The organism is Deinococcus planocerae (genome assembly GCF_002869765.1).
GTDB lineage: Bacteria > Deinococcota > Deinococci > Deinococcales > Deinococcaceae > Deinococcus > Deinococcus planocerae.
On record NZ_PNOR01000004.1, the window covers coordinates 1 to 17,479 of the forward strand.

Annotated in this window: 16 protein-coding genes, 6 tRNA genes and 1 other RNA gene; 3 read left to right on the forward strand and 20 right to left on the reverse strand. The window is 71.0% G+C overall.

Annotation, left to right across the window (positions count from 1 at the left end; all coding sequences use genetic code 11):
• From A7B18_RS02840 to A7B18_RS02865, 6 genes are all read right to left on the reverse strand, one after another.
• A partial coding sequence (locus tag A7B18_RS02840; protein ID WP_219722086.1) for a hypothetical protein occupies positions 1–570 on the reverse strand: 570 nt, incomplete at its 3' end.
• Positions 567–1,208 carry a type IV pilus inner membrane component PilO gene (locus A7B18_RS02845; protein WP_102125161.1) on the reverse strand — a complete coding sequence of 214 codons (642 nt, stop codon included), beginning with the start codon at positions 1,206–1,208 and terminating at the stop codon, positions 567–569. The genes A7B18_RS02845 and A7B18_RS02840, both read right to left, overlap by 4 nt.
• The gene (locus tag A7B18_RS02850; RefSeq protein WP_102125162.1) at positions 1,198–1,884 is read right to left on the reverse strand and encodes a fimbrial assembly protein; all 687 of its coding nucleotides are present in this window, start codon (positions 1,882–1,884) and stop codon (positions 1,198–1,200) included. Before A7B18_RS02850 ends, A7B18_RS02845 begins: the two co-directional genes overlap by 11 nt.
• Positions 1,877–3,058, reverse strand: a complete 1,182-nt coding sequence (gene pilM / locus A7B18_RS02855) for a type IV pilus assembly protein PilM (RefSeq protein ID WP_102125163.1) — start codon at positions 3,056–3,058, stop codon at positions 1,877–1,879. Before pilM ends, A7B18_RS02850 begins: the two co-directional genes overlap by 8 nt.
• Positions 3,059–3,379: 321 nt before the next feature.
• Positions 3,380–4,141 (reverse strand): hypothetical protein, encoded by a 762-nt coding sequence (locus A7B18_RS02860; protein WP_102125164.1) that lies wholly within the window; start codon positions 4,139–4,141, stop codon positions 3,380–3,382.
• A gap of 57 nt (positions 4,142–4,198) precedes the next feature.
• The gene (locus A7B18_RS02865; protein WP_102125165.1) at positions 4,199–4,519 is read right to left on the reverse strand and encodes a winged helix-turn-helix transcriptional regulator; all 321 of its coding nucleotides are present in this window, start codon (positions 4,517–4,519) and stop codon (positions 4,199–4,201) included.
• A 208-nt stretch (positions 4,520–4,727) separates the two neighbouring features.
• Here A7B18_RS02865 and A7B18_RS02870 point away from each other — a divergent pair, with 208 nt between their 5' ends.
• Positions 4,728–5,642, forward strand: a complete 915-nt coding sequence (locus tag A7B18_RS02870; RefSeq protein WP_102125166.1) for an SDR family oxidoreductase — start codon at positions 4,728–4,730, stop codon at positions 5,640–5,642.
• A 49-nt stretch (positions 5,643–5,691) separates the two neighbouring features.
• Here the strand turns inward: A7B18_RS02870 and murF are convergent, their stop codons facing one another.
• Positions 5,692–6,972 carry a UDP-N-acetylmuramoyl-tripeptide--D-alanyl-D-alanine ligase gene (gene murF / locus A7B18_RS02875; RefSeq protein WP_102125167.1) on the reverse strand — a complete coding sequence of 427 codons (1,281 nt, stop codon included), beginning with the start codon at positions 6,970–6,972 and terminating at the stop codon, positions 5,692–5,694.
• Positions 6,973–7,001: 29 nt separating this feature from the next.
• Between murF and A7B18_RS02880 the strand changes: the two genes are divergently transcribed.
• Positions 7,002–7,985: an acetamidase/formamidase family protein gene (locus A7B18_RS02880; protein WP_102125168.1), complete on the forward strand. Its 984-nt coding sequence runs from the start codon at positions 7,002–7,004 to the stop codon at positions 7,983–7,985.
• 54 nt (positions 7,986–8,039) lie between these two features.
• Here the strand turns inward: A7B18_RS02880 and rsr are convergent, their stop codons facing one another.
• From rsr to A7B18_RS02905, 8 genes are all read right to left on the reverse strand, one after another.
• On the reverse strand, positions 8,040–9,635 hold the full coding sequence (rsr, locus tag A7B18_RS02885) for an RNA-binding protein Rsr (RefSeq protein ID WP_102125169.1): 1,596 nt from the start codon (positions 9,633–9,635) through the stop codon (positions 8,040–8,042).
• 86 nt (positions 9,636–9,721) lie between these two features.
• A tRNA-Arg gene (locus tag A7B18_RS02890) sits at positions 9,722–9,798 on the reverse strand.
• A gap of 115 nt (positions 9,799–9,913) precedes the next feature.
• Positions 9,914–10,048, reverse strand: a tRNA-OTHER gene (locus tag A7B18_RS21810).
• A gap of 21 nt (positions 10,049–10,069) precedes the next feature.
• Positions 10,070–10,199, reverse strand: a tRNA-OTHER gene (locus A7B18_RS21815).
• A gap of 8 nt (positions 10,200–10,207) precedes the next feature.
• Positions 10,208–10,294, reverse strand: a tRNA-Tyr gene (locus A7B18_RS02895).
• 224 nt (positions 10,295–10,518) lie between these two features.
• A tRNA-Gly gene (locus tag A7B18_RS21820) sits at positions 10,519–10,593 on the reverse strand.
• Between the two features lie 446 nt (positions 10,594–11,039).
• Positions 11,040–12,611: a DAK2 domain-containing protein gene (locus tag A7B18_RS02900; protein ID WP_102125307.1), complete on the reverse strand. Its 1,572-nt coding sequence runs from the start codon at positions 12,609–12,611 to the stop codon at positions 11,040–11,042.
• A gap of 37 nt (positions 12,612–12,648) precedes the next feature.
• Positions 12,649–12,981 carry an Asp23/Gls24 family envelope stress response protein gene (locus A7B18_RS02905; RefSeq protein ID WP_102125170.1) on the reverse strand — a complete coding sequence of 111 codons (333 nt, stop codon included), beginning with the start codon at positions 12,979–12,981 and terminating at the stop codon, positions 12,649–12,651.
• Positions 12,982–13,437: 456 nt separating this feature from the next.
• On the opposite strand from A7B18_RS02905, the gene A7B18_RS02910 reads away from it, so the two are divergent.
• Entirely contained in the window at positions 13,438–14,109 is a 672-nt protein-coding gene (locus tag A7B18_RS02910; RefSeq protein WP_146009441.1) for a hypothetical protein, read from the forward strand.
• Between the two features lie 121 nt (positions 14,110–14,230).
• Here the strand turns inward: A7B18_RS02910 and A7B18_RS02915 are convergent.
• The 5 genes from A7B18_RS02915 to A7B18_RS02935 all read right to left on the reverse strand — a co-directional run bounded on the left by A7B18_RS02915 (position 14,231) and on the right by A7B18_RS02935 (position 17,457).
• Positions 14,231–14,316, reverse strand: a tRNA-Leu gene (locus A7B18_RS02915).
• 49 nt (positions 14,317–14,365) lie between these two features.
• Positions 14,366–14,713, reverse strand: a transfer-messenger RNA (tmRNA) gene (gene ssrA / locus A7B18_RS02920).
• A gap of 94 nt (positions 14,714–14,807) precedes the next feature.
• Positions 14,808–15,491, reverse strand: a complete 684-nt coding sequence (locus tag A7B18_RS02925) for a PHP-associated domain-containing protein (protein ID WP_102125308.1) — start codon at positions 15,489–15,491, stop codon at positions 14,808–14,810.
• A gap of 52 nt (positions 15,492–15,543) precedes the next feature.
• Positions 15,544–16,488, reverse strand: a complete 945-nt coding sequence (locus tag A7B18_RS02930; RefSeq protein WP_102125309.1) for a diacylglycerol/lipid kinase family protein — start codon at positions 16,486–16,488, stop codon at positions 15,544–15,546.
• A 54-nt stretch (positions 16,489–16,542) separates the two neighbouring features.
• A complete protein-coding gene (locus tag A7B18_RS02935) occupies positions 16,543–17,457 on the reverse strand; it encodes an endonuclease/exonuclease/phosphatase family protein (protein WP_102125172.1) in 915 nt (304 codons plus the stop codon).
• Positions 17,458–17,479: the final 22 nt, after the last annotated feature.

Below are 17,479 nucleotides of genomic sequence, written 5' to 3' on the forward strand. Positions count from 1 at the left end.
GGGCTCGGCGGCGGCGGGGGCCACCTCGTCGGCCTCGGGGGCCGCGCGTTCCAGGGGCTCGGGGGCCGCGAAGGTGGGGGGCAAGACCGCCCGGCGGGTCACCGTGACGGGTGAGGCCGGAATCGGGGCCGCCGCCACCGGCGAGGGGGCCGCGCGGCTCTCACCCGCGCTCGCCGTGTCCGTCACGAGTTCGAGCGGCTGGAAGGGGTTGCCCGTCGGCAGGGCCGCCAGGGGGGTGTCGGGGTTGATGCCGCCGGGCGGGGGCGCCGCCTCCGCCTCGGTCGCCGGGCTGGCGGGGCCTGCGCCGAAGGCCGGGATGGAGGGCACCTCCACCTGTCCGCCCTGCTGCACGCGCAGGCCCTCGCCCTGGGCGGTCTGGCCGCCCGGGGTCCCGCCCGCCTCGCCGCCCGGGGTAGGCGGGGTCTGGGCGAGGGCGCGGGCCTGCGAGCGATTGCTCAGCCCCAGGTACCCGCCCCCGATCAGGGCGACGAGCAGCACGAGCAGCAGCAAGACCTTCATCTCGCGGGAGAGCTTGAGGCCCTGGGGGGCACGAATCACGGGGCTCTTCACTGGGTTCCCCCTTGAGGAGCGGGCGGCGCGGCGGGGGCGGCCTCGGGGGCCTGGGGGGCGGCGCCCGCGGTGCCCGGTTGCGTCTGGTCGAAGGTGTAGACGGTGAGGTTGAGCGTGCCCTGCAACCGGGGGTCGAGGGCGTCCGCCTGGGGCAGTTGCAGGCCCAGCGCACCCACGGTCGTGAAGCGGTTTTGCGTCTCCAGCGACCGCAGCGCCCGGAACACCTCGGCGAAGCGGCCCTGCACGCTCAGGCTGAGGTTGATGGGCCGCACGCCCCCCGGGAGTCCCGCGACGTTGCCGCTTTGCACGGTGAAGGAGGTCAGCTCTGCCCCCGCCGCGGTGACGTTGCGCCGCACCTCGTCGAGGACGGTGCCGAACTGGGCGGTCGCGGGCAGGGCGCGCAGGAACTGGTCTCGTTCCACCTCGAGCCCCGCGACCGTCTGGCGCAGTTCGGGCAGGGCCCGCTGGGCCGCGCGGTACGTCTCGGCGCGGCTGCGGGTGAGTTCGAGGTCGCCGCGCAGCAGCGTGATCTCCTGCTGGCGCGGCTGGAAGCGCAGGAAGTACCACCCCATCGCGGCGAGGACGCAGGCCGCGAGCGTGAGGAAAAAGATGGAGCGCGGCGCGAGCTTAACGGACATTCTCGCCCCCCGTCTCTCCCGCGGAGGCCGGGGTGGGGGTCCCTGCCGCCGCCGCGCCCTCCTCCGGTGCGGCGGCGCCCTGGCCGACGAGCCCCACCGAGGCCGCAAAGGTGTAGCGGCCCGTCTCGCCCTCCTGGCCCAGGCTGCGGAAGTTGACCGCGAAACCGGGGTCGTTCTCGTAGACGTTCAAGAAGTTCACCACCGCCTGCTGGCTGCGCGCCGTGCCCGAGAGGTCGATCTCGCGCACCACGTTCTTGCCCAGGTACACGCCCCCCTGTTGCAGGCTCGCGAGGGCGCCCGCGTCGAGGGCTTTGACGTTCATCGAGGTCAGCGCGACCCCGCCGCCCGCCGGAAGCTGCGCGGAAAAGGCCGCCACGTCGTTCGTCCAGTACGTCTTGCCTTCCCGCAGCTTCCCCGAGACCGCCGTGACCTCCTCCAGCGTGCGCTGGGTGGCCGTCAGGCGGTCGTACTCGCCCTTGGTGGGGGCGAGGGCGGCGATGTCACCGTTCAGACGGTCTTGCTCCGCGCGGAGCTGCCCGAGCTGGCGGCCCACCAGCGCCTCGGGGACGAGCAGCGCGAGGACCGTCACGGGCGGGAGGACGAAGGCCGCGTATTTCCAGACGTTGGGCTCGCCGCGCTTGCGGTCTTGCGGGGGCAGGAGGTTGAGTTCAACCACGGCCCGGCACCCCCCTCAGCGCGAGCCCCAGCGGCACGGTGAATTCCGCCGCGTGGGTCTGGAGGTAACCGCCGTCCACGTTCGCCGCGTCCGTCTGCACCGCGAGCCAGGGGCTGGCGACCTCCACCCGGAAGCCCAGCGCGTCCCCGATGGCGCTGCTCAGCCCGCGCAGCTTGGCCCCGCCCCCGGCGAGCAGGGTCCGGTCAATCACCACGTCGCCCGACTGCACCCGGTAGAACTCCAGCGAGCGCCGGATCTCGGTGATCAGGTCGCCCAGCACCGGGCGCACGACCTCGAAGACGCGCGCCGGGGAGTATTGCTCGCGCGCGAGGTCGAAGTTGAGCAGGTCCTCCTCGTCCTCGGTGGGAGTGGTCGCGGTCGCGTAGCCGAGCTTGACCTCCTCGGCGGCGCCGAAGTCGAGGTCGAAGGCCTTTTGCAGCGCGGTCGTGAAGTCGTCCGCCGACACGCCGATGTTGCGCGCCATCAGCACCCGCTCGCCGCGCACGAGGTTGATCACCGAGCTGCTCGCGCCGATCTCCAGCACGAGCGCCACGTCATTGCCCCCGCCCACCACCGTGCCGCTCGCCGTGTTCTCGGCGGCCAGCGGCTCGCCGAGCAGGGTGGCGCGCAGCGCACGCAACGCCGCGAAGCTCTTGAGGTCCACCACCGTGGGTTCCAGCCCCGCCAGCCGCAGCACCTCGACCTGCCGGGTGACCGCCTCGCTGGGGGCCGCCGCGATCACGACCTCCATCTGCCCGTCCTCAGGCACGGTGGCGGGGTCGTCGAGCAGGTCGAAGTCCAAGCTCACCTCGTCGATGGGGTAGGGGATGTAGCGCTCGGCCTCCCACTTGATGGCCTCCTGGAGGTCTTTGCGCTCCATGCGGGGCACCATGATGTTGCGGGTCACGACCGACTGGTTGGGCACGGCGGTCACCGCGTGCCGCGCCGTGATGCGGTGTTCGGCGAGGAGGTTTTTCAGCTCTCCCGCCACCGCCTGCGGCTCCACGACCAGCCCGTCGCGCATGGACCCGATGGGCGTCGGGACCATCACCGCGTGCGAGAGGACCGGGGGTGAGCCCGGGCGCAGCGCCACCACCTTGATGGCGCTCGTGCCGATCTCCACCCCGATGGCCGCCGGGCGCGGGCTGAGTAGGCGTTGTAAAAGGCTCGACATTCTCCCTCCAGGGTTCGGCAGGCTTTAGTGTTTGCTCATGCTCGGGCGGGCCGGGGCGGGGGCGGTGGGGGCCGTGAGGGCCAAGACGGGTGAGGGCGGGGGTGCATCAACGGCTCATGCAACCACCCGCCGACTTACGGAACTCTGACAGTTCTCGGGGTCTGCCCTCTTTTTTTGCCGCGCCAGGCGGGCAATCTCGCGTTCCGCCGAGGCGAGCGGACCCGTGCCCGACGTTCCGGGAAAGACACCCCCGGTGCGTGAAGCTTCCCGCGCGGGGCTCCTCGCCCCCGGCTCACCTCCCGGCGCGGGGCCCGGGCCGACTCAGGGAGTCAGCGGCCTGAGACTCCCGTCGAACACCCGCACCCGGCCCCCCGGCGAGACCGTCACCACGTCGGCGCCCACCACCCCGACCCGGCCCGGCCCGTGGGGCACGCTCGCCAGCACCCGGCCCGAGATGTCCACCCGTTCGAGCGCCGCGCCCGTCAGTCGGTAGCTGCCCGAGAGGGTGACCACGCCCGGCGTGTTCGCCGTCGTGACGCCCCTGGGGGTGAGGCGCAGGAAGGGGAGGGGTGCGCGGTCGAGGATCACCCCGTCGTCCACCCGGCGCAGCGTTCCGGCCAGAAGAACGTAGTCCTGTCCGTCCCCCCCCGTGAGGGCCGCCGTGGGGGCGCCCGCCACGCCCGGGGCCGCCGCGCCCGCGAAGGTCACGGCGCTGCCGTCCTCCCGGTAGGCCCGCGTGTTCGAGAGCGCCACCACCCGCCCCGCCGCCACCGAGCGCGCGGCCCGGTCGAGCGTGACGACGACCCCGGCGGCAGGCACCCCCGCCCAGGCGTCCCCGCCGTTCCAGGCGACCGCGACCACCGGGGGGAGCGGGGGGCAGACCACTCGGTATGAGGGAGCGCGCGCCACGCAGGCCCTTCCCCCGTCCACCCAGGCCACGCCCTCGACCCCGAAGGCCGCGTCGAAGATGGGAGTGGCGGTGACTGGCCCAAAGGTCGTGTTGGGGTTGGTCACGCGGGCGGTCGTCGGGGCACAGGCCACCAGGGGCAGAAGGCCGAAGGCAGAAAGCAGAAGGCGGCGCATGGTGGAATTCTCGCCGGGCTGCCGCTGAGGGGCGTGAAGCCTCCCCCGCGGTCCCGCTCAGGTCCAGCGTTCGCCCCAGACGTGCATGGCCTGAATCACGCCCTCCAGCGCCCGGCCCTTGGGGGTCAGGGCGTACTCCACCCGGGGCGGCACCGCCGGGTAGACGGTGCGGGTGAGCACGCCCCCTTCCTCCAGCTCGCGCAGCTTGTCCGTCAGGGTCTTGGGGCTGACCCCCGCGAGGGCCGCGCGCAACTCGCCGTAGCGCCGGGTCCCCCGCAGCAACTCGCGCACGATCAGGGTGGTCCACTTGCCCCCGATCACGTCCACTGTCCGCTCGACGCTGCATTCCTTGCGACGCACCCGTTGCTCGTAGTTCATTTCCTGAAACTATGTTCCTTTTTGGTGCCTTCTTCAACTGGGGATGCGCGGCTGCTAGGGTGGGGGTGCGGAGAGGCGCGGGGACGCCGGAAGTGCGTCCACCCAGCCGGGGGAAGGAGCGTACAGGAGGCACACAGGACGCGGGCGACGGACCCACGTTCCGCCTCCGGCCTGTTTCCGGCCCGCGCGCCCTCCCGGAGGAGTGACCATGCAGACCATTCTGGTGACGGGAGCCACGGGCTCGCAGGGCAGGCCGGTCGTTGAGAAGCTGCTGGAGGCCGGGTACGGGGTGCGGATGCTCGCCCGTCACCCCGAGCGGGCAGGCGACCTGACGGAGAAGGGGGCCCGGGGATACGCGGGCGACCTGGGCGACCCGGAGGCCGTGCGCGCGGCGGTGCGGGGCGTGGACGGTGTGTTCCTGCTCGTGCCCTTCTTCTCCGAGCCGGGGGCGGCGCTGGAGTACGGGCGGAACGTGATCGGGGCGGCGCGGGACTCGGGCGTGCGCCTGATCGTCTGGAATCCGACCGGCGAGATTCCCCCGGTCCCCACCGGGAACCCGGCCCTCGACCTGCGGCGCGAGTTGCTGGCGGACCTGGAGGCGAGCGGCGTGCCGTACGTCGTGCTGCAACCGACCGCCTACCTCGAAAACCTGCTGGGGCCCTGGACCCGGGAGGAGGTGGCGGACTCGGATACCTTCGCCTACCCCACCCCCAACGAGGTCCGCATCCAGTGGATCGCCACCGCCGACGTCGCCACCTTCGCCGTGTCCGCCTTCGGCCACCCGGAGCTGGCGCCCCTGAACCTCAAGGTCAGCGGCCCCGAGAGACTCAGCGGCGAGGAGGTCGCCGAGCGCTTCAGCCGCGCGCTGGGTCGCAAGGTGACCTTCCGGCCCATGCCCCCGCGCGAGTTCGGTGAGAGGCTCGACCGCGTGTTTCCCGGCATGGGCGAGGGCGTGACCCGGGCCTACGAGATGGCCTACGCGAACCCCGAGATGGCCTCGACGCATGTGGACCTCGATGCGGCCCTGGCGAAGCTGCCCGTGCGCCTCACGACCGTCGAGGAGTGGGTGCGGGAGCACGCGGCGGCCTTCAGCCCGGCAGGAGAGCCCGAGCGGGTAGGCTGAGGCCCGCCGACTCGGACGGGGAAGGGCGTGGTCTTCGGTGGCCGCGCCCTTAACCGTCCCGGTGCCGCAGCAGAGCGTCCACCACCACGTCCAGCCCGACGCCCTCCTCGGCCCGCTGTTCGGGGGTCCAACTGATCCCGCGGCTCGCCTTGACGAGCACCACGTCCCCCTCACGCACCTCGGAGAGAAGATCGGTGAGGAGGGCGGGCACGCTGCGGAAGGCCCGGTCGCCCAGCTCCTGGGCGAAGGCGCCCACCCCGTAGGTGAGGTCGGCCCGCTTCCGCGCGTGGGCGCCGACTCCTGCGTGCAGCTCGCGCTCCGTCTCGCCGAGTTCGAGCATCCGCCCCAGCACGCTGATCCGGCGGCCCGGGAAGGTGGCGAGGGCGTCGAGCGCGGCCTTCACGGCGAGCGGCGAGGCGTTGTAGGCGTCGTCGATCACCGTGAAGCGGCCAGGGTGAACCCGGTAGCGTCCGCCCGGCACCTGCACCTCCGCCATCCGCGCCGCCGCCCCGGCCAGGGAGACACCCGCACCTTCCGCCAGCGCCAGGCCGAGCACCGCCGCCTCCGCCTGCACCCGCGAGGCGAGGGGCAGGGTGACGGGCACCACCCCCCGGAAGGAGAAGCGCGCTCCCTCCGGCGTGACCTCTAAGCCTTCCCCCGCGAAGGTCGCTTCTTCGCCGAAGCCGTAGGTGTCCACCCCTGGGAACCAGGGCGCCGCCTGCGTGCTCACCAGCCCGCGCCGACCTTGCAAGATCACGCCCTTCTCGCGCGCGATGCCCTCCACGCTGCCCAGCGCTTCTAGGTGCGCCTCCCCGATGCTCGTCACCACGCCGACGCCAGGCCGCACGAGGTCGACCAGCTCGGCCATCTCGCCCACCCGGTCGATGCCCATCTCCACGACGAGAGGACGATCACTCCCCCCGAACTCGATCAGGAAGCAGGCGATGGCGGGCATGGTGTTGTACACGGGCATGAAGTGCGCGTCCAGCGCCGCCGCCGCGTAGCTCTTGGCCGTCGTCTTGCCTACGCTGCCGGTGATGCCCACGACGAGCGGGTTTCTCGCCCGCTCCGAGCGCGCCCAGGTGAAGAGGGCCTCCCGAGCATCCGGCACCCGCACCGCCCGCTCCACGTCGAGGTCGGTGAGGACGAAGGGGGCACCCGCCGCCAGCGCCGCCTCCGCGAAGCTGTTGCCGTGCATCCGCTCCCCCGCCAACGCCACGAAGGCCACTCCGGGGCCAGCCTGCCGCGAGTCCCAGGTCAGGCGCGCGGCGGGTCGGGCGGCTGGATGGACGGCGGCGGGGAAGGGGAGGGCGGCGTGGGGGTCGAGCATGGGCGGAGGATACCCGTACCCTGGGGCCCATGAGCGACCACCACCTCGGTACCACGCACATCCACACCGTCTGGGGCCGCGACCTGCCGCCCGCCCTCAGCATCCAGCCCGGCGACACGGTGACCTTCGGGACGCTCGACGCCTCGGACGGCGGGGTGGCCCGGCGGGTGGTGGCAGGGCAGGTGGAGGCGCGCGCCGAGCTGGCTGCCCTGGTCGCCGCCGACGCCTTCCCTGCCCGGGAGGGACCGCGCGGCCACCCGCTGACGGGCCCGGCGTTCGTGGAAGGGGCCGAGCCCGGGGACGTGCTGGTGGTCGAACTGCTGGACGTGCGGACCGCCCCCTGGGGCTGGACCGCCTGCCGCCCGAACGGGATCGGCCTCCTCGACGCCGTGCTGGCCGGGGAGGGCCTGCAACCCTACACCCACCTCTGGGACCTGCGCGCGGGTACCCACGCCGACTTCCGCCCCGGCATCCGCATCCCACTCGCGCCCTTTCCCGGCGTGTTGGGCGTGGCCCCTGCCGAGCCCGGCCCACACCCCACCGCTCCACCCCGTCAGGTCGGCGGCAACATGGACATCCGGCAACTCGTGGCGGGAAGCACCCTGTATCTGCCCGTCGAGGTTCCCGGCGCCCTCTTCTCGGTCGGTGACCTGCACGCGGCGCAGGGGGACGGGGAGCTGAGCGGCACGGGCATCGAGTGTGCTGGGCAAGTAACGCTTCGCTTCAACCTGGAGCGCGGCGCGGGGCTCTCTACTCCGGAATTCGTCACTCCAACCCACGGCGGCACGAGTCGGCGCTGGCACGCCACCACCGGCCACGACCCCGACCTGATGACGGCGGCCCGAATCGCCCTGCGCGCCCTCCTGCGCCGTCTTCAGGCACGCGGCCTGAGCCTGGAGGAAGCCTACGTGCTGTCGAGCGTGTGCGTGGACCTGAAGATCAGCCAGGTCGTGGACGCGCCGAATTACACGGTGAGCGCGTTCCTGCCGCTGGATGTGTTTGCGGAAGGCTGAAAGCAGAAGGCAGAAGGCGTCATTTGCCCTCTGCCCTTCGTCATTCGGCTTTTGCTACACCTCCCCCCGCGCGAAGTCCGCCATCACCCCCGGCGCCGCCGAGTCGAAGCCCACCACGTCGAGCATGTCTGCCCGGTTGGGGTCCGCGATGCTGAACCCGGTCGCCGTCAGGCCGACCACGATCAGGCGCGCGGGGAGGCCGGTCTTCTGGCGGTAGCGGTCGAGGGCGACGGTGGGGTGGACCTTGCCCGCCCAGGTCTCGTTGTCGGTGTAGACCATGAAGGTCTCGACCTTGACCCCGTTCTGGGCCGCCCACAGCATGGGCAGGGCGCAGTCGGTCGCGCCGAAGCTCGCGGCCTGGGCCTTGCGCATGGCGCTCTCCAGCGTGTCCCCCGGCGTGATGCCCAGCGTGCGGAACTGGTCCGCGAAGCCCATCGTCAGCGCCTGAGGCTCGGTGCGCAGGGCGACGAGGCTCATCGCGGCGGCGGCCATATGGGGAGTGAGTCCGGGCGTGCCCGCGACCTGGCCCCAGGTCATGCTGCCGCTCACGTCGAGTGCGAGCAGGTGCCGCGTTCCGGCGGGCCGCACGTTCCCGAAGGCCGTGTGGAAGGCGTCTTCCAGCGCGTCCACCACCTGGGGCACGGGCACCCACTCGCCCCCGCCCTTCACGCCGCGCCCCTGGCCGTACACCAGGCGGGCCTTCAGCGCGTCGAGGGGGTGGATGCGGCCACGCTTGAGTTGAACGGGATCGGTGATGCGCTCGATCACCGCCCGCGTCACCTCGGGGTCGTTGACGCTCAGCACGCCCACGCGCCCGAGGTTGCCCAGGTTGCGCAGCAGCCACGTCAGGCCGTTCGTCTCCATCGCCGCGCGGTAGACCTCCGCCCCGCGCAGGTGGGTGGGCACCGCCTCGATGGGCAGGCCGTACTCGCGCATCAGCCGCGCCGCCTCGGTGTCCGTCGCCGCGTTCAGGGCGAGCAGGTGGCCCTCGATCACGCGCAGGGCGGGGTCCGAGGCGCCCTCCAGCACGCCATTCACCATGAACCGCAGCACCGCGTTGCGGGCCTCGTCCGTGGTCTTGGGGTGCGCGAGGCGCAGGGCGTCGCGCATGTGCCAGCCGTCGCGGGCCTTGTACTTCACGGCCCACAGCGCCAGGCGCTCCAGGGGCGCGTCCTCGTACACGCGCGCCACGCCCCGGCGGGTCAGGCGACCCCAGCCGCCCAGCGCGTCCGCGAAGGCCAGGAAGTGCAGCAGCATCGTGCCCGTGCGCGCCACCTCGGGCAGCGCGTTCCAGGCCGCCTGGCGGTCCGCCGCGTTCGGCGCCGTCTTGGCGATCAAGGCGAGCACGAGCAGCGCGGGGTCCGCCTTGGGCGCCCGGTTGCCGCGCACCACGTCCAGCGTCACGCGCAGGGCGGTGGCCGCGTCGCGCCCCACGAACTCGCGCACGAAGTCGGTGGCCTGCACCGTGTGCGCCCGCTCGCCCGCGTAGAAGGTGCCGCCGCCTACGCCCAGCACCAGGAAGCGGGTCAGGCGGCCCTCATCCGGCAGGGCATACACGAATCCGCCCGCGTTGTTCTTGACCTGTCGCGCGTCCAGGCGCTCGGTCTGCTTGCGGCCCTTCGGAGAGATGGTGTTCAGGAGGTTCTTCACGGCTTCGGCCCTCCTTTCAGGGGCGAGGGGGGGGAGAGGGACGCTGGGCTCGCCAGCGGCGACCGGGCACCGCGCTTGGTGCCGAGTGGAGAAACGGGCAGGGGTCGAACCTGCGGCCTCCCGGTTCGCCACCGGGTGCTCTTTCCGTCTGAGCTACCGCTTCTTGGGGTTATGAGGGGTGAGGCGGGCGGGACTCGAGGCCGTGACCCAACGTGCAAGGAGGTCGCCGCCTCGCTTCGGCCCAGGGCTCGGCGAGGAGAGTGCGAAGAAAAGAAGGTGGGAACGGGCGGGATTCGAACCCGCGACCTCTCGATCCGGAGTCGGTAAGCCTGGACCTTCGGCCCACTCATTTCGGCGAAACGGGGGGCAAGGGGTGGTCAGGCAAAGTGCTCTGTCCGCTGAGCTACCGTTCCCATGCTGAAAAAGAGTCTCTGCGCGGCGGGGCAGGACTTGAACCTGCGACCCAACGAGTATCGGTAAGCCTTCCGCTGCGGCCCGCCGTCCCCGGGGGCAAGGTGGTGTGGAAGGCAGGCGTTTGCTCTACCAACTGAGCTACCGCGCCGCGTCGAGACTGGTGGATGGGGTGGGACTTGAACCCACACAAACCGAAGTTTCCGGTTTTACAGACCGGCGCGACTCGCCATCGTCGCCGCCCATCCAAGTGGTGCTGGAATACGACGCCTTCCAGCGGGGCGATGTGGGGTGGGTGTCTGGAGTCGAACCAAGTTTCACCGAGAACCCTCGCGCGCCGGCCCGCCGTGCTTGACGGGGACAAGGGATGCGGAAGGGTTGAACACCCACCATGAGAGGTCGGGGAAGCGTTATCCTCTCGCTTCGGCTCAGGAGAACCAGGCGAGGGGGGCGGAAGGGGAAGCATTCCCCGTGGAGCAGGCTGAACGGAGTCGCACCGCCGTCTCCCCACTGGTCGCGGGCCGTCTTGCTCTTGGACGAAACCTGCGTGAGGGCTCAGGGCAAGGGGTGGGCCACGGGATGTGCACGTGCGCGAAGCACGGTTTCCTCGGGATGGTGAAGAATAACCGTTGCCCTTCGGCCCTGAGCGTTGGCGATCCCAGCGTGACGAGGGGGCCGCGTCACCCGGCAGACAACCGGGCACCTTGGCCGCCAGGGCGACGGAATCAGGGTGGGGAGACCGGGCAAGTGGGTGGCGCTGGGAGATTCTTTTCAAGAGAACCCAGCGTCTCCGGCCCGGTCGGCGGCGGCGCGGCGCGTGGCCTCGCCCTCACCTGGGGCAGAGTCTAGGGGCGGGGCCGGGCGGGGCACATTCGCCGCATGGCGCAGGGGAGAACTAGGCCAAGTGATGCAGGAGGCAGAAAGCAGAAGGCCGGAGACGCTTTCGCCTTAACCCCCCCGGCCTTCTGCCCTCGCTTTCAACTTTCTGCGTCCCTACTCAATCGTCACGAGGTAGTCGTACAGGTCCGGCCCGCCGGGGTGCGCCTCGACCTCGGCGTCCGGGAACGCCTCCCGGACGCGCCACGAGAGGGCCTGGAGGTCTTCTTGCGTCTTCTGCGGCCCGCCGAACACGGTGACGATCTCCTGGCCGCCGTAGCCCCGGCCCAGCATCTCCATCAACGAATCCTCGGGACTTCCGCCTGCTTGCACGAGTTCGTCGTCTTGCAGGCCGATCACGTCGCCCTCCGCGATCTCCAGCGTGCGCCCGTCCTTCGTGGTGATGCTCGTCGTGCGGCTGGCGCGGGTGACCTCGAAGGTGGTGACCCGGCGCGCGGCCTCCTCCATCTCGGCCTTGAGGCTCTCGGCGTCATCGCTCGCGCTGAAGGCGAGCGCGGCGCCCATCCCCTGCCCGAGGGTGCGGGTGGGCACGACGACCGCGCGGCCCTCCATCAGCTCCATCGCCTTTTCGGCGGCCATCAGCACGTTCTTGTTGTTGGGGAGGATCAGGACCTTCTCGGCGCTCACGCTGCGCACCGCGTCCACGATGTCCTGCACGCTGGGATTGCTGGTCTGCCCGCCGCTGACGATGCGCGCCCCGAGCGACCGGAAGAGCTTGACGAGCCCGTACCCGCTGGCGACCGCCACGAGGCCTGAGGGCGGCACCTCCTCCTCGGCCCGGGCGGCGGCGCCCGCCATGCCCAGAATCTCGGTGTGCTGCTCGGACATGTCCTCGACCTTGGTCTTGAGCATCCGCCCGTAGCGGCCCACCGTGGCGAGGAGTTCGTCGGGCTCGTTGGTGTGGATGTGGCCCTTGACGTAGCCCTCCGCCCCCACCACGAGCAGGCTGTCTCCGAAGGGCGAGACGAGTTCGCGGATCTCCTCGATGGGCTTGGTCGAGTCCGACATCAGGAACTCGGTGCAGTAGCCGAACTCCTCGGTCTCGAACCCCTCCTGCGCGTAGCTCGTGATCTCGGGCGCCTCGGGCAGCGCGTCGCCGCGCAGGGCCGCGAGCATCCCCTGCACCACGTACAGGTACCCCTGCCCACCCGAGTCGATCACGCCCGCCTGCCTCAGCGCCGGGAGCATCTCGGGCGTCTGGTCGAGGAGCCGCTGTCCCTCGAAGAGGGCCTGCTCCAGCACCGCGTCCACCGTCTCGCGCTCGCGCGGGCCCTCCGCCCCGTCGGCCACCCCGCGCGCCACGGTCAGGATCGTGCCCTCCACGGGCTTCATCACGGCGCCGTACCCGGCCTTCTGGGCGGCGCGGAAGGCGGCGGCGAGCGTACGCGCGTCCACGGCGGGCCGCTCGCGCACGACCTCCGCGAAGCCCTTGAGGAGCTGCGAGAGGATCACGCCGGAGTTCCCCCGCGCCCCGAGCAGCGCCCCGTAGCTGATCGCGCGGGCCACGGACGTCATGTTGTTCTCGTCGCAGGTGTCGAGTTCGCGCCGCACCGACTGCATGGTCAGGTGCATGTTCGTGCCGGTGTCGCCGTCGGGCACCGGGTAGACGTTCAGGGCGTTGACCTGCTCGCGGTACACGCCCAGCCAGTCGGTCGCCACCCGCAGCATCTGCGCGAGGTCGGAGGGTCGGAGGCTCTCGACATGCTCAGGCACGCTGCACCCCCACCGCGTGGACGCGCGTCGCCTTGAGGGTGATGCCCGCCTGGGTCCGCACGATGTGCTCCACCCGCTCCACGATGTTGCGCGCCACCGTGGGGATGCTCACCCCGTAGGCGACCACCACATACAGGTCGGCGAGGTACTCGGGCCCCTCGCGGCCAATCACCACCCCCTCGCGGGCGTTGGCGCGGCCCAGCACGCGCGAGAGCCCCTCCTTGAGGTTGGCGGGAGCCATGCCGACCACGCCCGGAACCTCGTGCGCCGTCAGGCCGATGAGAGAGGCGAGCGCCGCCTCGGTGATGTTGATGGTGCCAGTCACAGTAGAGGGCAGTATACGCGAGCCCCAGCGGACCCCCACCGATGCCTCGCTCCCAGCGCGCGAAGAGAGGCCCCCTCCGGACAGCCTGCCCAGCCGGGGTTCCGCGTTCTGCCTCGCCCCTTGTCCTGCCGAACGGAAGAAGGCCTTCCCAACGGCGCCGCACCCTGTTTCAGCCATGTTCCGCCGACGCGCGAAGTCGTCCCCCCCTCACACATGAAGAGGCCTTAATATGTCATTTTTGTGTCATACTTCTCAAAAAGCATGAGCATTCTGAGCGGACGAGCAGCTATCCAAGCCGACTCTGGCAAACGGACCTTTCGTGAGGCGACCATGATCAATCGAGGAGAGACCCAAACCAGGAGGGCCACGCGGGATCAGGGCGTCTCCTTTCACCTGTCAGGAAGCGCGGAAAAACTCGAAGGGCGGCTCCACGTCTCCATAGAGAAGCTCACCTCCGTGCTGTTCAGGATCATCGTCCTGCTGGCCCTGCTTAGTCTGTTTCTGGACATCTTCGACAGCCTCGCTCCGAACTTTCCCGGCGGTGGATGGCTTCACCACGCCTTCGACCTGGACGAGGAGGCCAACATCCCGACGTTTTTCTCCACAGGACTTCTGCTGCTGGCTGGGAGTCTGAGCCTGCTCATCGCGCGGGCGGGTGCGCGTCCGGGCCCCACCCCGTCCCGGGCCGGTTCGTGGCGGTTGCTCGGCGTCATCCTGATCCTGATGGGCGGCGACGAGTTGCTGATGTTCCACGAAACCCTGGGAAGTTTCCTGGACAAGCCCTTCCAAACTGCCGGTGTGTACGCCTGGGTCATTCCCGGTACGCTGGCGGTGCTGTGGTTCGTCTGGTCGTTCTCCCGGTTTTTCAGGAGTCTGCCGGGGATTGTCAGGAGGTATCTCATCCTCTCGTTCATCCTGTTCGTGGGCGGTGCCGTGGGCCTGGAATACGTGGAGGCCGTGAACCGCAAGGTGCAGGGCGAGCTTGGCCTCTCGGGGCTGCTGCTCACCAACAGCCAGGAGACCCTGGAGATGCTCGGCGTGGCCGTCCTCTTGAAGGGCCTCCTGATCTACATCCGGGACTTCCTGGAGTACCCCAAGACTCAGTTCGCCCTGCTGTTCGGCGATTGACTTGTCCCTTGCCCGCGCCCCCAGCCCCTGTGCGCTGGGGGTGCTTGATTGAAAGGGGCACGTAGCCCCTGCACAGCCTGCCGAGGCAGCCATAAAAAAACCCCGTCTAGAGCGGGGTTTGTGGTGCCGAGAGCGGGACTTGAACCCGCACGGGCTGGGCCCAGCCGATTTTAAGTCGGATGCGTCTACCGATTCCGCCATCCCGGCCCGGGGGGAGTATAGGGAAAAACCCCGCCGGGGGTGGCGGGGCCTGCGGTGGTGGAGGTGGGCGGAGTCGAACCGCCGTCCAAAGGTCCTTCCAGCGTGCGTCTACGTGTGTATCCCGCTCTTTGATTGTCGGGTCGCAGGCCACCAGCGGGCGGGTTTCCCTTGACCGTAGTTCCATTGGTTTTCGCCGTCAGCTATGGAACGTCGCCTGGGCTAGCCTTCTTTTTTTGCAGTTCGCGCCGCGCCAAAGGCCGGGCTAGGCGGTCACTGTCTCACTTAAGCAGCGAGAGCGTAGTTCTGGTTGCCAGTTAATGGCTTTGCCGTTTGTTTACGAGGCCAACGGCACCTCGACACGCAACATCACCTTCAGTTCCCCTGTCGAAACCGGGGCACCCCCAGCCCGAAAAGTGTACCAGAACGCCGCCCCGAGCATCCTGAGCCTTCCCACGATCTCTCCTCATGCGCAGAGGGCGGGCCGTCCGCCCATCCGGTTATTCCCCTCGCCTGAGGCGTCCGTTCAGCACCCGCCACTGCTTGCGCCCGTAGGCGTAGAGGGGGTGGGTCCAGCGCCCCGCGACCACCCCTTCGCGCAGGGCGGCGACCAGATCCCCGGGCGTGCGGATGAGCCGGAAGGGCGTCTCCACCCACGCCTCCCCGATGTCGCGCAGGGTGTGGGCGTCGCTCCCGGCACACTCCGGCAGGCCGCGCTCGCGCGCCCACGCGGCGGCCACCCGGTTCCAGCGGTGGCGCGAGAGGCGGGAGTTGAAGGTCTCCACGAGGTCCACCTGGTCCGCGATCCGCGCCGTCGCCTCGGGCCTCAGGCGGTAACGCTTGAGGGGGTCGAAGCCGTGCTGAAGCATCACCAGGCCGCCCTGCGCCTTGATCTCGCGGACGGTCTCCTCGGGGGTGAGCCCCGGCGGGACGCGTTCCCTCAGGAAGAGGCCGATCAGCTCGCCCTCGCGGGTGGTGACCTCCTCACCGGGGATGACGCTGAGGCGGTCGTCCAGCCCGAGGTCGGCGACGATGCGGGCGAGTTCGGGGCCGCCGCGCTGCTGGTCGTGGTCGGTGACGGCGATGACGCGCGTGTTTGTGCGCAGCATCCAGGCGGGAACGCTGCGCAGCGGCGTGCGGCAGTCGTGGCTGACCTCGGTGTGGGTGTGGAGGTCCAAACGCATGACCTGCACGCCGCCCCGGAAGACGACGTTGTTGATCGGGGTGGGCACGGTCCTAGCCTCCCTCGTTCGGCGGCACGAGGACCTGAAGGGCGCCCGGCCAGACCTCGATCCTCACGGTGCCCGTCACGCCCGGCTGCGCGGGCCGCACCTCGCCGTCGACGTGGAAGGCCTGCCCGACGTAGGGCACCTCGACCACCCGCGCCTCGTCGCTCAGGACGCTGGGCAACGCCTCGAACTCGTCCCGTGCCAGGGCCGCGAGGGAGGCGAGCATCCCGTCGCGTTGCTCCGCGTCCACCCGGATCACGTTCAGCCGCCCGTCGGTGGGATCGGCGGTCGTGGCGAGACGCAGGCGGGGGCCGGTCGCCCTGGTATTCATCACCTCCACGAGGGCGCAGGCCGCTTCCGGGTGTGCCTGACCGTCGAGCGTGAGGGCCAGGGGCGGCGGCTCGAAACCGCGCAGGGTCGAGGCCAGCGCCTGCACGGCCCGCAGCGGGCTCTTGCCCCCTTCCGGGTCGTACTCGGCGAGCACGTCGGCGAAGGCGCCGCAGCCGCACGCCTCCACGAAGCGGTCCTCGCCCCAGGGGGCCGTCACCCGCCCGAGGTCGAACGGGACGGTTCGGGCCCGCCCATACCGGGCGAGCACGTCCGGCGGTGCCCCCTCGATGCCCAGCGTCCGCCCGATGTTGTTCGCGGTGCCCATCGGCAGGATGCCCAGCCGCACGCCCCCCTTTCCGGCGAGGTGCAACGCCACCGCGCGCACCGTGCCGTCCCCACCCGCCACGAAGACGGTGCCGCGCACGCCCTCCAGGGCAGAGGCGAGGTCCGCCTCGTCGTCGGTGGCGCGGTAGACGGGCCGGTAGCCGAGCCCGTGCAGCGCCTCCACGAGGAGGTCGGGGCTGGCGTGCTCGCTGCCGCCCGCCCCCCGGTTGAAGATCAGCGTGGCGTCCGTCACGTCCGCGCCCGCCACCCGCGGAGCCGCCGGAGAGTCGAGGGTCATGGAAAAACTGTAGCCCACCGCGCAGGAAGCGCGACAGCAGGCCGCCGGGGGAGGTCAGGGGTACTCGGCGAGCAGCGGGCGGTGGTCGCTCCCCGCCCCGGGCAGGACGCGGGCGCGGGTGGGCGTCAGGCCGCGCGCCATCAGGTGATCAATGCGCAGGAAGAGACTGGGGAAGGTCCAGCCCGGGCCGCGCCCGGCGACCCCGTGCGCGTCCGGGCCGAAGGTCCCACGAAGCTGGCGGTAGATCGGCCCGCGGGGAGGAGTGTTCAGGTCGCCGCCCAGCAGGAGCGGGCCCGGCTGCCGCGCGGCAATCTCCGTGAGGAGGGCCACCTGCGCCGCCCGCACGTCCCGGGTGCGCCGCACCGTGGCGAGGTCGCCGCGCAGGGCGCTGGAGACGAGGACGGTGCTCAGGTGGGCGTTGACGACCCTCACGTTCTGCCCCCGCCAACGCACCTCGGTTTCGAGGAAGGCCCGCCCGCTGCCTGGGACCGGGTGGGTCCGCGTGGCGAGCACGGGCAGGCGCGTCAGGGTCGTCACCTCCCGCGCCGCCGTCACCCGGTAGCCGGGCAGGGCGGCGAGCAGCTCGGGCCCGAAGCCCGGCCTCACGAAATTCGTCTCCTGAAGCAAGATCACGTCCGCGTCCGCCGCCCGCAGCGCCCCCGCGATCTGGCCCGGCGTGCCCAGCGTCCCCCGCGCCACGTTGTAGGTGACGACCCGCAGCGTGCCGCCTTCCTGGGGCCGCCAGTGGAGGAAGCCCGCCCCCGCCAGCGCGAGCAGCGTCCCCGCCCCGGCGACGCCCACGCCCCGCCGTCTCCACACCGTCCAGGCCAGCACGAAGGGCGCGGGCAGCACCCACCCCACCGCCGGGAGGTAGGCGAGCAGGAGGGTGGGCACCGTCCGCTCGCCCACGAATTCCCCGAGGAGCCACGCGAGGGCCACGGTCAACAGGTACGCCCACGCCAGCCGCATAGAAGAAGCCTCTGCTCCGCAG

Excerpts from the sequence above, each read along its gene's own strand:
- A7B18_RS02845 (WP_102125161.1), bottom strand. The coding sequence starts at position 1,208 with ATGTCCGTTAAGCTCGCGCCGCGCTCCATCTTTTTCCTCACGCTCGCG.
- pilM (WP_102125163.1), bottom strand. The coding sequence starts at position 3,058 with ATGTCGAGCCTTTTACAACGCCTACTCAGCCCGCGCCCGGCGGCCATC.
- A7B18_RS02860 (WP_102125164.1), bottom strand. The coding sequence starts at position 4,141 with ATGCGCCGCCTTCTGCTTTCTGCCTTCGGCCTTCTGCCCCTGGTGGCC.
- A7B18_RS02865 (WP_102125165.1), bottom strand. The coding sequence starts at position 4,519 with ATGAACTACGAGCAACGGGTGCGTCGCAAGGAATGCAGCGTCGAGCGG.
- A7B18_RS02870 (WP_102125166.1), top strand. The coding sequence starts at position 4,728 with ATGCAGACCATTCTGGTGACGGGAGCCACGGGCTCGCAGGGCAGGCCG.
- murF (WP_102125167.1), bottom strand. The coding sequence starts at position 6,972 with ATGCTCGACCCCCACGCCGCCCTCCCCTTCCCCGCCGCCGTCCATCCA.
- A7B18_RS02880 (WP_102125168.1), top strand. The coding sequence starts at position 7,002 with ATGAGCGACCACCACCTCGGTACCACGCACATCCACACCGTCTGGGGC.
- A7B18_RS02900 (WP_102125307.1), bottom strand. The coding sequence starts at position 12,611 with ATGCTGCGGGTGGCGACCGACTGGCTGGGCGTGTACCGCGAGCAGGTC.
- A7B18_RS02925 (WP_102125308.1), bottom strand. The coding sequence starts at position 15,491 with ATGCGTTTGGACCTCCACACCCACACCGAGGTCAGCCACGACTGCCGC.
- A7B18_RS02930 (WP_102125309.1), bottom strand. The coding sequence starts at position 16,488 with ATGACCCTCGACTCTCCGGCGGCTCCGCGGGTGGCGGGCGCGGACGTG.
- A7B18_RS02935 (WP_102125172.1), bottom strand. The coding sequence starts at position 17,457 with ATGCGGCTGGCGTGGGCGTACCTGTTGACCGTGGCCCTCGCGTGGCTC.